Source organism: Caballeronia sp. dw_19, assembly GCF_018449515.1.
Classification (GTDB): Bacteria; Pseudomonadota; Gammaproteobacteria; order Burkholderiales; family Burkholderiaceae; genus Caballeronia.
In genome coordinates this window covers 49,394-62,614 of record NZ_JAAVUQ010000034.1, presented here as the reverse complement: position 1 = coordinate 62,614, position 13,221 = coordinate 49,394, and the positions used below count along the sequence as shown (strand labels likewise).

At 57.2% G+C, this 13,221-nt stretch carries 12 protein-coding genes and 1 tRNA gene; 7 read left to right on the top strand and 6 right to left on the bottom strand.

From position 1 onward, the window contains the following. Positions 1-21 precede the first annotated feature (21 nt). The 5 genes from HB376_RS31725 to HB376_RS31705 all read left to right on the top strand — a co-directional run bounded on the left by HB376_RS31725 (position 22) and on the right by HB376_RS31705 (position 6,145). Positions 22-765, top strand: coding sequence for a response regulator transcription factor (locus HB376_RS31725; protein ID WP_213767625.1), 744 nt, complete (start codon positions 22-24; stop codon positions 763-765). A 24-nt stretch (positions 766-789) separates the two neighbouring features. Next, positions 790-2,367 carry a sensor histidine kinase gene (locus HB376_RS31720; RefSeq protein ID WP_213767624.1) on the top strand — a complete coding sequence of 526 codons (1,578 nt, stop codon included), beginning with the start codon at positions 790-792 and terminating at the stop codon, positions 2,365-2,367. Between the two features lie 227 nt (positions 2,368-2,594). Next, the gene (locus HB376_RS31715; protein ID WP_213767623.1) at positions 2,595-4,253 is read left to right on the top strand and encodes an MFS transporter; all 1,659 of its coding nucleotides are present in this window, start codon (positions 2,595-2,597) and stop codon (positions 4,251-4,253) included. Between the two features lie 119 nt (positions 4,254-4,372). After that, positions 4,373-4,449 (top strand) — tRNA-Met (locus tag HB376_RS31710). Positions 4,450-4,576: 127 nt separating this feature from the next. Next, a complete protein-coding gene (locus HB376_RS31705; protein WP_213767622.1) occupies positions 4,577-6,145 on the top strand; it encodes an N-6 DNA methylase in 1,569 nt (522 codons plus the stop codon). Here HB376_RS31705 and HB376_RS31700 read toward each other — a convergent pair. From HB376_RS31700 to HB376_RS31680, 5 genes are all read right to left on the bottom strand, one after another. Next, the gene (locus tag HB376_RS31700) at positions 6,060-6,935 is read right to left on the bottom strand and encodes a hypothetical protein (RefSeq protein ID WP_213767621.1); all 876 of its coding nucleotides are present in this window, start codon (positions 6,933-6,935) and stop codon (positions 6,060-6,062) included. The genes HB376_RS31705 and HB376_RS31700 overlap by 86 nt on opposite strands. Position 6,936: 1 nt before the next feature. Next, positions 6,937-7,167: a helix-turn-helix transcriptional regulator gene (locus tag HB376_RS31695; RefSeq protein ID WP_218627440.1), complete on the bottom strand. Its 231-nt coding sequence runs from the start codon at positions 7,165-7,167 to the stop codon at positions 6,937-6,939. 193 nt (positions 7,168-7,360) lie between these two features. Next, on the bottom strand, positions 7,361-8,251 hold the full coding sequence (locus HB376_RS31690) for an alpha/beta hydrolase (RefSeq protein ID WP_213767620.1): 891 nt from the start codon (positions 8,249-8,251) through the stop codon (positions 7,361-7,363). Between the two features lie 61 nt (positions 8,252-8,312). Beyond that, complete coding sequence (locus tag HB376_RS31685) at positions 8,313-9,377, bottom strand: DedA family protein/thiosulfate sulfurtransferase GlpE (RefSeq protein ID WP_213767619.1); 1,065 nt, start codon at positions 9,375-9,377, stop codon at positions 8,313-8,315. A gap of 152 nt (positions 9,378-9,529) precedes the next feature. Continuing rightward, complete coding sequence (locus HB376_RS31680) at positions 9,530-10,225, bottom strand: FadR/GntR family transcriptional regulator (protein WP_213767618.1); 696 nt, start codon at positions 10,223-10,225, stop codon at positions 9,530-9,532. A gap of 155 nt (positions 10,226-10,380) precedes the next feature. Between HB376_RS31680 and dgoD the strand changes: the two genes are divergently transcribed. Next, a complete protein-coding gene (gene dgoD / locus HB376_RS31675) occupies positions 10,381-11,529 on the top strand; it encodes a galactonate dehydratase (protein ID WP_213767617.1) in 1,149 nt (382 codons plus the stop codon). Positions 11,530-11,819: 290 nt separating this feature from the next. Then, positions 11,820-12,122, top strand: coding sequence for a hypothetical protein (locus HB376_RS31670; RefSeq protein ID WP_213767616.1), 303 nt, complete (start codon positions 11,820-11,822; stop codon positions 12,120-12,122). A gap of 41 nt (positions 12,123-12,163) precedes the next feature. Here the strand turns inward: HB376_RS31670 and HB376_RS31665 are convergent, their stop codons facing one another. After that, complete coding sequence (locus HB376_RS31665; RefSeq protein WP_213767615.1) at positions 12,164-13,099, bottom strand: CopD family protein; 936 nt, start codon at positions 13,097-13,099, stop codon at positions 12,164-12,166. Positions 13,100-13,221: the final 122 nt, after the last annotated feature.

Here is a 13,221-nt window from a genome sequence, read left to right as displayed (position 1 = left end):
ATGCTTTTTGCGCACACTACGATGCGAATCCTCATTGCCGAAGACGACAGCATACTCGCGGACGGTCTCATTCGATCACTCCGCCAATCGGGCTATGCCGTGGATCATGTGCGGCACGGCGTGGAAGCCGACACCGCGCTTTCGCTCCAGACTTTCGACCTTTTGATCCTCGATCTGGGCCTGCCGATGATGTCCGGCCTGGAGGTCCTGAGACGCCTCAGAGCACGCAATTCCCAGATGCCCGTGCTCATCCTGACGGCCGCCGACAGCGTCGACGAACGCGTCAAGGGCCTCGACCTCGGCGCCGACGACTACATGGCCAAACCGTTCGCGCTGAACGAACTCGAAGCCCGCGTGCGCGCCCTTACCCGACGGGGCGCGGGCGGTGGCCCCACCGTCGTCAAGCATGGCGCGCTCGCGTTCGATCAGGTCGGGCGCATTGCGTCTATCAACGACCAGGTGATCGAGTTATCGGCACGCGAACTCGGCGTGCTTGAGGTCCTGTTGCAACGGGTTGGCCGGCTGGTCTCGAAGGAACAACTCGTCAACCACCTTTGCGAGTGGGGCGAGGAAGTCAGCAACAACGCGATCGAAGTCTATGTCCATCGGCTAAGAAAAAAAATCGAGCCCGGCGGCGCGCGGATCATAACCGTTCGCGGGTTAGGCTATAGCCTTGAAAAAGCCGTTGCCGCGGTGGCCGCTTCTGTACCTTCTACCCCGGCAAATACCGACGAGCCTGCCTCGCCCAGCCCACAGTACAAGTAGCAAGTAACCACGAGTAAACACGCCATGGGCTCGCCAGCATCCCCCGAGCGCGCCGCTCCGGCGTTGCGCGAGCTGTCACCCCTTTCGCCCGATTTGCCCGAAGCCGACCCCGACGCTTCTCGCGACGCGCGTTACGCGAACCCGTTCGCGCCGCCCGACGAACTCGAGCCCGACGGCGAGCCCGCGCCGCGTTCGCTATTCGGCGAAATTCTGGACTGGATGCTCGCGCCACTGCTGCTCTTGTGGCCCATGAGTATTGCGGTCACGTATCTCGTTGCCAAATCGATTGCCAACGGGCCGTTCGACCGCGCGCTTGAGACGGATGCCTACGTGCTCGCGCGGCAAATCGCGCCGGTGAACGGTGTCGCGGAATTGCGGCTGCCGAACGCCACACGGGACTTCCTGCGCGCGGATAACGTGGACAGCGTGTTTTTCCAGGTCCTGGGGACGCGCGGTGAACTGGTGGGCGGCGACGCCGATATGCCCTTGCCTCACGACGATGACCGGCCACAGCCCGGCATCGTGGAATTTCGTGACGACGTGCTGCGCGGCAACGACATTCGCGTCGCTTATACGACGGTGGAGGCGCCGACGCTCGCTCATCCGGTGCTGGTCCAGGTGGCCGAGACGCTCGATAAACGCAGCCAGTTGGCCAACGACATCATCAAGGGCGTGATCCTGCCGCAGTTCGTGATTTTGCCGCTGGCTATCGTGCTGGTCTGGTTCGGATTGTCGCGCGGGCTCGCGCCGCTGCATGCGCTGCAAGCGAATATCCGCGCTCGCCGTCCCGACGATCTTTCGCCGCTCGAAGCCAGCCGCGCGCCGCCGGAAATCGCGCCGCTGGTCGCATCGTTCAACGATCTGCTCAACCGGCTCGAGCAGAACATGCAGTTGCAAAAGCGCTTCATAGCCGACGCCGCGCATCAGATGAAAACGCCGCTCGCGGGCTTGAGGACGCAGGCAGAGCTGGCGTTGCGGCAGGATGTATCGGCGGAAGTGCAGCGTTCGCTTGAACAGATAGCGACGAGTTCCGAGCACGCGGCGCGGCTTGTAACGCAACTGCTCGCGCTGGCTCGGGCGGAGAACCGGATGTCGGGGCAGATTTTCTCGCGCGTGGAGTTGACCGATCTCGCGCGGCTCGCTGTGCGCGACTGGGTGCAGGCGGCGTTGGCCAAACGGATGGACATTGGTTATGAGGAGCCGCCGCATCCGGTCGAGGTTGAAGGCAATGCGGTGATGTTGCGCGAAATGCTGTCGAATCTTATCGATAACGCCATTCGCTATACCCCGCCCGGAGGGCGAATCACGGTCCGCGTGCGCACCGACGAGTCCGATACGCGGCACGTCTTTCTCGAAGTGGAGGACACGGGGTTGGGCATTCCTGAAGCGGAACGCACGCGTGTGGTTGAGAGGTTCTATCGCATTCTTGGCCGTGAAGGCGATGGCAGCGGACTCGGTCTTGCCATCGTCCGGGAGATCGCGACGATGCACGGCGGCACGCTCGATATTCACGATCACGTGTACAGCGAAGCTCCGCGACAAGCCGGAACGCTTGTCCGAGTGGGCTTAAAGCGGGTTTATCCTGCCCGGGACAAACCCTGATCACAGCTCTCTCGGTATTTTTACACGACCAAATTTAGACCGATGTTATCTAATTTATTGATGTAGAAGAACGCATATTTGAAGACGTTAGATCAATAACAAGATAACGAAGCGTCTTAACGCCCACCCGCTCCGCGTCAGAACGCCGTAAGTTTTCCCTCCAATAATCGTTGCACGGCGCTGCTATCCGCGGATGCCATTCAAAGATCAATACAGGAGACGACTTCATGGCAACGGTCGAGGGGCGCATTTCCCACGCACCGATGACGAGCGAAGAACGGCGCGTGATTTTCGCGTCATCGCTAGGCACGGTGTTCGAGTGGTATGACTTTTATCTGGCGGGCTCGCTTGCTATCTATATAAGCAGGACGTTCTTCTCCGGCGTCAATCCGACGGCCGGTTTCATCTTCACCTTGCTCGGCTTTGCGGCGGGTTTTGCCGTGCGGCCGTTCGGCGCAATAGTGTTCGGGCGTCTCGGCGATATGGTCGGGCGCAAGTACACCTTCCTCGTGACCATTGTGATCATGGGTCTGTCGACGTTCGTGGTCGGGCTGCTGCCCGGATACGGCACGATCGGGATTGCCGCGCCTGTGCTCTTCATCGCGATGCGACTGCTGCAAGGGCTCGCGCTCGGCGGGGAATATGGTGGGGCTGCGACGTACGTGGCTGAACATGCGCCTGCCAACAAGCGCGGCGCGTGGACGGCGTGGATCCAGACCACGGCGACGCTTGGGCTTTTCATCTCGCTGATCGTGATCTTGCTTGTACGGAGTTCCGTCGGTGAGGAAACGTTTGGTGCGTGGGGCTGGCGTGTACCGTTCCTGGTGTCGATCCTGCTGCTCGCTGTGTCCGTGTGGATTCGGTTGAAACTGCACGAATCGCCGGTGTTCGAGCGCATCAAGGCAGAAGGCAAGACGTCGAAAGCGCCGCTGACCGAAGCGTTCACCCAGTGGAAGAACCTGAAGATCGTGCTGCTCGCGCTGTTCGGGCTGACGATGGGACAGGCCGTGGTTTGGTACACGGGCCAGTTCTACACGCTGTTTTTCCTGACGCAGACGCTCAAGGTTGATGGCACCAGCGCCAACATCATGGTGGCGGTGGCGTTGTTGATCGGCACGCCGTTCTTCCTGTTCTTTGGGTCGCTGTCGGACAAGATCGGGCGCAAGCCGATCATCATGGCCGGCTGCCTGCTTGCCGCGCTGACGTACTTTCCGCTCTTTCACGCGCTGGCTCATTACACGAATCCGACGCTCGAAGCCGCGACGGCCAAGGCGCCGATCAGCGTGATAGCCAACCCGGATGAGTGTTCGTTCCAGTTCAACCCGGTGGGGACATCGAAGTTCACGACCTCCTGCGATATTGCCAAGGGTGCGTTGTCGAAGGCCGGTTTGAACTACGAGAACGTGGCCGCGCCGGCCGGGACGATCGCGCAGATCAAGGTGGGCGACACCGTGGTGGATACGTTTGATGGCAAGGCCGCCGATGCGAAGGCCCAGGGCGCGGCGTTCGACAAGACGCTGGCGGGCACGCTGAAGTCGGCAGGTTATCCGGCGAAGGCTGACCCGGCGTTGATCAACTGGCCGATGGCGATTGTCGTCCTGACCATCATGATGATCTACGTGACGATGGTTTATGGGCCTATCGCCGCGATGCTGGTTGAGATGTTCCCGGCGCGGATCCGGTATACGTCGATGTCGCTGCCTTATCACATCGGCAATGGCTGGTTCGGCGGGTTCTTACCGGCGACGGCGTTCGCTATCGTGGCCGCGAAGGGGAATATTTTCTCGGGGCTGTGGTATCCGATTGTGATCGCGTTGGCCGCGTTCGTGATCGGGATGCTGTTTGTTAAGGAGACGAGGGGAACAGCGGTTTATGACTCGGATTGATTTTGGGGCGGTTTGGGGAGCGGTTGTGGGGTGGTCGCTTTTTGGGCTATCTTGTCTCTAGGAATGAGCGTGGAAGGGGTTGACAGGTTTCGCAACCCTCTTCATAATCTCGATCTCTTGGCGAATTAGCTCAGCCGGTTAGAGCGACGGAATCATAATCCGCAGGTCCGGGGTTCGAATCCCTGATTCGCCACCAAGTTGTAAAGAAAGCCCGCTTCGGCGGGCTTTTTCGTTGCCGCCGACGGGACAACCTGCCTTGAATTTACTTGCCAAAACGTCACTTGATCCCGTACGATACTTATAAGCATCAAACGGAATCAACAATGCCAAAAACACTCGCAAAAACCCTTCTCAAACAGCACTTCACAGATGCACCGGACCTAAAATTGTTGATGTGTCGGCTACTCGGGTCGGTTGAAGGGCTGAACGTCCTCGAACCAAGTGTCGGCCATGGCGCGTTTTTGGATGGTTTGCTCGGGAAGCCTAAGTCCGTTCATGCATGCGACGTTGATTCGACCGCACTTGCCATCGTTAATCAAAAATTCTCGCATCTCAGCATTACTACGCATCATTGCGATTTCATAGATATATTTCTTGAGGATTTACTGTCAGATAAGCACGTGGTCGCAAAATCTACATATGATTCGTTAATCTCAAATCCTCCATATGGGCTCTATTTTTCTCTCGACTATAGACAGCGCTTAAAGCAAGCCTATCCTGACTTCTACGTGCGCGAGTCCTATGGATTATTTTTTAAATTGTCAGTGAATAGGTTAAGAGAACAGGGGCGTTATGTGTTTCTACTTCCGGACACGTTTTTATCCAGTAAAAATCACACTCCTCTTCGCAGATTTATAGTGGAGAAAGCTGCGCCAACTCATATCATTCGATTTCCGTCGAAACGATTCGAAACCGTGAACTTCGGATATGGCAACCTTTGCGTGATTGCAGGATCGCACCGGGCACTTTCTCGAAACGCGAAGATCCAATGGGTTGACATGTTTGACGACTCTCAGAATCTTGCGGATATTACGCCGGGGCCTCATACAGAGATAGACGCCTTACGCTTATATGCTAATGTCGAGACAGGATGGAATACAGCTTCGCGGGCTTCGCAACACTTCACGTCGGATTGCTGGACCGATCTCGGAACGTTGGCGCAGTGTAAAACTGGGATTTATACTGGGGATAATTTCAGATTTATTGGTTACGACCCGTCAAGAATAAAGCGTCGAATTAATGGCCATCCGATCAACTGGCACGAAAACGTGCGCTCAGATGGACTGTCTCAAACAGAGCGTATCGGTGGTTTACAGGGATTTCAGACTTATGTTCCTCTAATACGAGGAGGTCACCGACAAATGTTCGAGCATCCTTCATCAGCAATAGATTGGAGCAGTGAAGCCATTGATTTTTATAAGACGGATAAAAAAGCAAGACTACAAAACTTCCAATTTTATTTCAGGAAAGGATTGTCGGTCCCAATGGTTGCATCCGGGCGGATTTCTGCAGCCATAATGGACAACGCAATCTTTGATCAAGGCGTCGTAGGAGTATTTCCTGCAGACGAAAGATTGATCGCACCTCTGCTGCTATACTTAAATTCCTCATTCGCCTCGCAAGAAATGAAGCGAATCGTCAATGGTGCGGCTAACAATTCGGCCAATTATTTAAAGCGCATGCCGGTTCCCAACTTTCGACAAGCGGATATTGAAGCCGCGAACATTTTGCTTGCCGAGACCAACGGCGAAAAGTCGCTTTCGCCGTTGGCTTGTGATGCATTCGTTCAAAGCGTTATCGAAGCTGTCACCAGTCAAGATATGGTCTCAAATCTTTCGGCTGGTTCGCAAGATGATGAAGAAATTCCTGAGATAAATCTTCACGCCAATTAACCACGTTGCGCCGCATGAGGTTCATATCAGTACCCGTAATGTTACTGATTTGTTCATATGCGGCGTGACCAGTAAATACAGACCAAAGCCCGAGACGTTGAAGCACTCCCAAATAGGCATTGTTTTCGACTTGCCTAACCAGAAGCATCAGCCTAGTATTCTGATTCCATACGCGGTATGCTCGACCGACCGTTTGCAGCCGTAACATGTTTCCTTTTTCGTTGGAACCAAAGCCACTCTTGAAATCGATAACATGAGGTATATCTGAAACAGTGAACACTTCATCTTCATTCATATTAATGTCACCGATGATTTCAAACAACAGATCCACGTCAAGCAGCAGTTCATCTCGCCGTCCGTGTTCCCCGATGTTTTCCTGAAGTCTATTTCTCAACACGTTCCGTACGAGGTTGAAATCGGGATGAGCAATACGTCTGACTTCCGAAGTATTGGGATGATCCCATGCGGCGGAGCAGAAACCTTCCCATAGCTCACCTACTCTACGAGAGAACGCCATGTATTCGTAAGCCCAAACCTTGTGCCGATATTCGAGGCTCGCAACCGAAAAGCAATATTGCAAGGTAATAGCCGCCTCGGCACGAAAGACTGCCGGCAAAGCGGCGATTCGCCACGAAATCGCATTCTTTACTTCGCTAGCCAACGCGTTCACTGCTTGCGCTTTTTTTTGCGGAGTCCATTCCTGCAAATTAATCGATTGAACCCCCGCGCTGAGTTTCTCGTGAAACCTACTAAGCATGTCATGTTTGTTTAACGTGTGATCCAATGTCATATTATTTTTTTAACTCGCATTCAAAAAGAGATCGTACTGGAACATTAAGTGCATCTGCGATTCGGAGAATATTTTTCAAACTGGGATTCCGTTCTCCCCTTTCTATACCGCCGATATAAGTGCGATCGAGTCCGCAAGTGTCTGCGAACTCTTCTTGGGACAACCCGGCGGCCGTACGCAGGTATCGAATCTGCGCGCCGAATTCTTTGATTAGCTGATTATCAATACTCAAGATATGTAGTTTCTGCGAAGATGAGTTGTAATCTTTATCTCATGATGAACATAAGTCCACGGACTATGAGTATCATTCTGAGATATGCGGTTGAACGCCTCAGGGGCGCGGTGACCCATCTCGCACCTCTGTCCGGTCCCGTGAACCACAACAATCGCCGTGCGAGCAAACAAGGCAGATGTAGAGCCATAAATCAAACTTTTGAAAAGGCTGCCGCCCGATTAAACACCCCCGCATGCGTAACATTCATTCCATGCGACGCGCCTTCAATCGTCACTCTCTGCGCCCCTTCAATCCACTCTTCCAGCGCCCCCACCGCATCCCGAAACATCCGCGGACTATTCCCACCATCAATCAGCAGCGTCGGGCATTGCACCCTCGCTGCAGCCTGCGCATCGTAGGCAGGCAACGGATCTCTAAACTGCAACGCCAACGTGTTCGCGTTATCCATCGCCATCGCCTTGAACTCTTTCGGACTCCTCGCCCAGAACCCTGGCCGGCTCACCGAATCGACAAAAAGCTCCAACCCCGCATCAACTTCCCCGCTACCAATCAACTCCGCCGCCTTAGCCCTTAGCGCATTAATCGGCGCAGGCAAGACCGACCGCGCTCTCCCATCATCGCCGGGCCTAGCCACCGCCCCACCCGGATCAGCAAGCACCAACGACTTCACCAACTCCGGATATCTCACGGCGAGATGAAACGCAACACACCCACCCCGTGAGTGCCCGACAACATTCACAGCCCCAACGCCCAACCGCTCGATAAACCGCCCCAACTCATCAACATGCGCGTCCCAGCTAAACTGCCTTGACCCACCGGCCATCGCACCAAACCCCAACACCCCCGAAGGCCAATAATGCGAAAGACTAGGCGCGACACATCGATACTGCTTAGCAAGCGGCCCTAACTGCGGCTTCCAGTATCGAAAGTCACAAAGCGACCCATGCACGAACAGCATCACCTCATGATGCTCATGCCCAGTCTGTACAAAGGGAACTTGCAAACCATCATCAAGCGTGGCGATATCCGGCGCAGGCAGGCCAAAAAGTTGCGAGGAATCCACCCCATCCAACAGCTTCATCCGATGCAACTCCGATTAACGAGAACAACTCGAAGAACAACTAAATCCCAAACAAAAAACCTCACTCCGGCGCCGTAGCCCGAACGGTCACCATATCGCCCAGGCTCCGATCATCGTCATCATCGAGCGAAGAAGAAGCCGAAGAAGAAGACGCCGAATCCAACGCCCCCGCAGCCGTCCCAAAAGAATCAAAAGGAATAGCCTCCACCGGAAACCCCTTCTTCTCCCACGCGTCCAACCCGCCCTTCAGCGGCCGCACGTTCCGAAACCCCTTCGCCCTCAACTGCCGCGCGATCTGCTTGGCCGTCGCTTCATTCGGACACACGCAATACACCACGACCTCGTGCTCCCGAAACATCGGATCGATTTTCCCTGTCGATTCCAAATCCAGCGGAATCGCGCCTTTGATCCGATGCGCCTCCTTCCTCCTCACCTCTTCCGGCCGGGCATCGAAAATAACGGGCGGCGCATCCGACCGCATCATTTCATCGAGTTGTTCGGGCGATATCCGATACTTCGCGAGCCATCGACGAAACTGCATGCGGCGCACCCACCGGTACGCCAAAAACGCGCCTGCGGCCATCGCGAGCACATCGAGCGCGGTGAGCCCATACGTCCTCACGAACGCCAGCAGGTGCGCGACTTCGGCCTTCAAGATCGCGCCGCCGAGCATCCACGCCGAAGCCCAGAGCGCCGCGCCCACCAGATCCCAGAACACGAAAACCCGCACATCGATCTGCGTCGTCCCGAGCAATGGCGACGACACCAATCCCAATCCCGGAACGAATTTAGAAAGCGCCAGCAAAGGCACGCCGAATCGCTCGAACCAACTCCGGGCGGTACGCAAAGTGGTATCGAGGGAAAGCGAAAACCGCACGAGCGAGTTCAGAAACCGCCGGCCATACAACCGCCCGGCCGCGAACCAAAGCGAATCGGCGATGATCACCGCGATGACCGCGGCCGCCAACATATGCCAGAACGAAGCCAGCCCGGCCGCGACTAAAGTGCCGGCCAGCACCAGCATGGGTGCAGCGGGAATGGGAACGCCGAGCTGGGTGGCGAGCACGCTGACGAACACGGCCCACGCGCCCCACGACGACACAACGGAGATCGGGACGTACGGCATTCGGGCTCCTTCGGGACGGTGCGGAGCGCCGCGTGTCGGATAGACCACCTAAAAACGTCGGCTAAAACCATGCCAAAACAGCGCTCGGACCCGCAACTTTATCCCGAAAATGAAAATATCGCCGAGTGCGCCGAACGTCGTTTATCTCCGCGCTACCCCTCAATTCGCGCCCGCGTCACGCCGAGCAAACCGCCCATCGCGTCACGCGCCGCCGCCGAATTCCGCGCGACGATGGCATCGAAAACGGCCGTATGTTCCGCCATCGATGCGTTAAACACCTCCGCCCGCCGCGCGTTCAACCGCAACTGCGCCTCAAGCGTGCGCTCGATCAACGTCCCGAGCGGCACCAGCAATTCATTGCTGCACGCGTTCAACACGCTCAGATGAAACCGCAAATCGGCGCGAACCCATTCATCGACATTGCGCGCATCCAGCATCGCTTGATGTGCTTGGCTTAAACGTGATAACGCCGCGTCATCGTGATTTACGGCGGCCAATGCAGCGGCATAAGGCTCGATCATCTCGCGCATTTCCTGCAGCTTGATCGCGAACTGCAACGGCTTCGCAACCCGCGAATACCATTCCAAAACGTCGGCATCGAGAAGATTCCACGCCTGCCGAGGCCGCACTCTCGTTCCAATCTTCGGCCGCGATTCAATCAATCCCTTCGATGTCAACGTGCGCAGCGCCTCGCGCAGCACCGTCCGGCTGACGCCAAAACGCTCCATCAGTTCGGCTTCACGCGGCAACGTGGACGCCGGCGGGAAATCGCCGCGCAGAATCTCGGTGCCAAGCTCATACGCCACGCGTCCGTGCAGATCGTGCTGGATATCCTTCCCCTTTCCCAAAGTTGACGCCAGGCAATCAAAACCACGCGATTATACGGACCCTTCCCCGGCAAGGGTTTCCATCGAATAGTACTATTAATATACACATCAAACGGTTTTTTGATAGCATAGAAACCCTCGTTCCTCACTTACCGGAAAAATCAGGAGACGCCAGCATGAAAATCACCAAACTCGAGACTTTTATCGTTCCGCCGCGCTGGTGTTTCCTGAAGATCACGACCGATGAAGGCATCGTCGGCTGGGGCGAACCGGTGGTGGAAGGCCGCGCGCATACGGTCGCGGCAGCGGTCGATGAGCTGTCGGACTACCTGATCGGCAAGGACCCGTTGCTGATCGAAGACCACTGGCAGGTCATGTATCGCGCGGGGTTTTATCGCGGCGGGCCGATCGGCATGAGCGCGATTGCGGGCGTCGACCAGGCGCTGTGGGACATCAAGGGCAAGCATCACGGCGTGCCCATTCACGCTCTGCTCGGCGGCCAGGTCCGCGACCGGATCAAGGTGTATTCGTGGATCGGCGGCGACCGCCCCAGCGATGTCGCGAGCAACGCACGCGCCGTCGTGGACCGCGGTTTCAAGGCGGTGAAGATGAACGGTTCGGAAGAACTTCAGATCATCGATACCTTCGACAAGGTCCAGGCCGTCATCAATAACGTAGCGGCGGTGCGTGAGGCGGTGGGACCGAATATTGGCATCGGCGTGGACTTCCACGGCCGCGTGCACAAGCCGATGGCGAAGGTCCTCGCGAAGGAACTCGATCCGTTCAAGCTGCTGTTTATCGAAGAGCCGGTGTTGTCGGAGAACGTTGAGGCGTTACGCGACATCGTGAACCAGACGAGCACACCGATCGCGCTCGGCGAGCGTTTGTACTCGCGCTGGGACTTTAAGCACATCCTGGCCGGCGGTTACGTGGACATCATCCAGCCGGACGCGTCGCACGCGGGCGGGATTACGGAATGCCGCAAGATTGCATCGATGGCCGAAGCCTACGACGTCGCCCTCGCCCTCCATTGTCCGCTTGGGCCCATTGCGTTGGCGACCTGCCTTCAAATCGATGCGGTCAGCTACAACGCCTTCATCCAGGAGCAAAGCCTCGGGATTCACTACAACAAGGGCAACGACCTGCTCGATTACATCAAGAACCCCGAAGTCTTCAAATATGAAGACGGCATGGTGATGATTCCGCAAGGGCCGGGCTTGGGCATCGAGGTGAACGAGGAGAAGGTGCGCGAGATGGCCAAGGTTGGGCATCGCTGGCGCAATCCGGTGTGGCGTCACGCGGATGGCAGCGTTGCAGAGTGGTGATGTAAGAATTGCGATGCACCGCACTATGCAGAAGCGGCGGGCATCGTAGAATGGCGTTATTGAGACAGGAATTCCGTCTCGATGGCGTTACGTAACTTGCTGGCAAGATCGCATAAGCCAACGGGTTACAGCACTGGAAACGGCTTCCTTTCGGTACACGAAACCCTTGTGCCGAAAGGGTTTGCATGCGGTGACGACGCCTGGCCCGCGTCTTGCGTTATCTGGCGTACGTGTGTTTGTTTCGACCCAGCGCCCGGGAAGAGCGCGACGATCAAGCTAGAGAGTCCAGCATGTATTACACCCTTCCAGATGAATTCGTCCGCACGCAGATGGCCGTCGGCGCGCTGGTGCTGTTCGGCGTGCTGCGCGTGATTGGTGCCGTGATGGGCGCCCATCACGGCTGGCGCATGTCGACGGTGACGCGCTGTTTTGTCGGCGCGGCGGTGCTGTTTTGCTTGCCGCAACTCATCGATGTGGTGATCTCGTGGCCCATGTCGCACCGCGCTTTCGTCGAACTTCAGGGCAAAGCGATCGGCTGCGCGCTGGCGCTGTTCTGCGCACCGATCGTGAGTCACAAACTGGGCTACGAGTAAGTATCGGCATCCGGTAACTTAGCGCATGTAGCCCCCGACGATTAACCCATCGCAGAAAAACCCGGCACGCTGTGCGACAGCACGGCGGCCGCGACGAACACAGCAACAATCAGCAACGCTTCCATCCGCATCACGCCGGTGAACGTGTGCGCATCGACTGTCGATGCAGTGCGCTGCAATCGCGGCATGACGGACCATCGGTTCATCGCGCCGAGTAGTAACGCGGTGGCAATCAGCACGCCCTTCACAACCAGCGCATGGCCCCATCCGCTCGTTTCGAGCGCCACAGCCGATCCTCCCAACCCGCGCCAAGCGTTGTAAATCCCGGTGAGAATCACGAGCGATACGGCAACCACCGCCGCCGTAGAAACCTTCCCGGAAATACGAATCAAGGACGCCCGCGCCAGCGACGTCCCCAGCGCCGGCAACACCCGCCACGCGCACACGATGACCAACCCGCCCCACACGGCCGTTGCCAGCAGATGAACCGTCTGCACGCCTTCGGCAAGCGAAAACGCGCCGGCATCGGCGGCATGTCCCACCGACGCCTTACCCGCCGCTGCCACCAGAGCGCCGATGGCGAACAACCCGATCCGCGGTCCGCCCTTCGGATTACCCAACGCAGTAGCCAGGATCAGCAGCACGCTGCCGGCGAACGCAATCGCCCAGCCCGTGCCGGCATGCGTGCCGGTCACAACGGTGACGACTGCATCGAAGGCTTGAAAGAGAGGCGCACCGCTCATCGATGCCGCCTGCATCCACACCAGCACAAGATCCGCCACCGCGAGCACGACCGCGCCGCCCGTGCTCAGCCGCCGCGCCCTCACCCAGCCGAGACGCGCGGGCGAAACAGGGGCAGCCGCGTTTTCCTTCGATAACCACACGCTCAGGAACGCCCCGCCGAGCGCGCAGGCAAACGCAATATCGGCAATCGCGGCAACGATGACTTGAGCGAACCACAGCGGATCGTCACTCATGACCGCGCCTTGACGAAGAAATTCAGCCTGAAAGTAAACAAGGAATGCATTGAAGGTTCGATGAAGGGTCGAGGAGGAAACTAAACAAACCACCGGGAACGCGAGTCTAGCGGAACGGCCAC

Bases quoted from the DNA above. Each gene is read 5' to 3' on its own strand.
- HB376_RS31685 (WP_213767619.1), bottom strand. From the start codon at position 9,377: ATGCCGTACGTCCCGATCTCCGTTGTGTCGTCGTGGGGCGCGTGGGCC.
- HB376_RS31720 (WP_213767624.1), top strand. From the start codon at position 790: ATGGGCTCGCCAGCATCCCCCGAGCGCGCCGCTCCGGCGTTGCGCGAG.
- HB376_RS31705 (WP_213767622.1), top strand. From the start codon at position 4,577: ATGCCAAAAACACTCGCAAAAACCCTTCTCAAACAGCACTTCACAGAT.
- HB376_RS31715 (WP_213767623.1), top strand. From the start codon at position 2,595: ATGGCAACGGTCGAGGGGCGCATTTCCCACGCACCGATGACGAGCGAA.
- HB376_RS31725 (WP_213767625.1), top strand. From the start codon at position 22: ATGCGAATCCTCATTGCCGAAGACGACAGCATACTCGCGGACGGTCTC.
- HB376_RS31665 (WP_213767615.1), bottom strand. From the start codon at position 13,099: ATGAGTGACGATCCGCTGTGGTTCGCTCAAGTCATCGTTGCCGCGATT.
- HB376_RS31670 (WP_213767616.1), top strand. From the start codon at position 11,820: ATGTATTACACCCTTCCAGATGAATTCGTCCGCACGCAGATGGCCGTC.
- dgoD (WP_213767617.1), top strand. From the start codon at position 10,381: ATGAAAATCACCAAACTCGAGACTTTTATCGTTCCGCCGCGCTGGTGT.
- HB376_RS31700 (WP_213767621.1), bottom strand. From the start codon at position 6,935: ATGACATTGGATCACACGTTAAACAAACATGACATGCTTAGTAGGTTT.
- HB376_RS31690 (WP_213767620.1), bottom strand. From the start codon at position 8,251: ATGAAGCTGTTGGATGGGGTGGATTCCTCGCAACTTTTTGGCCTGCCT.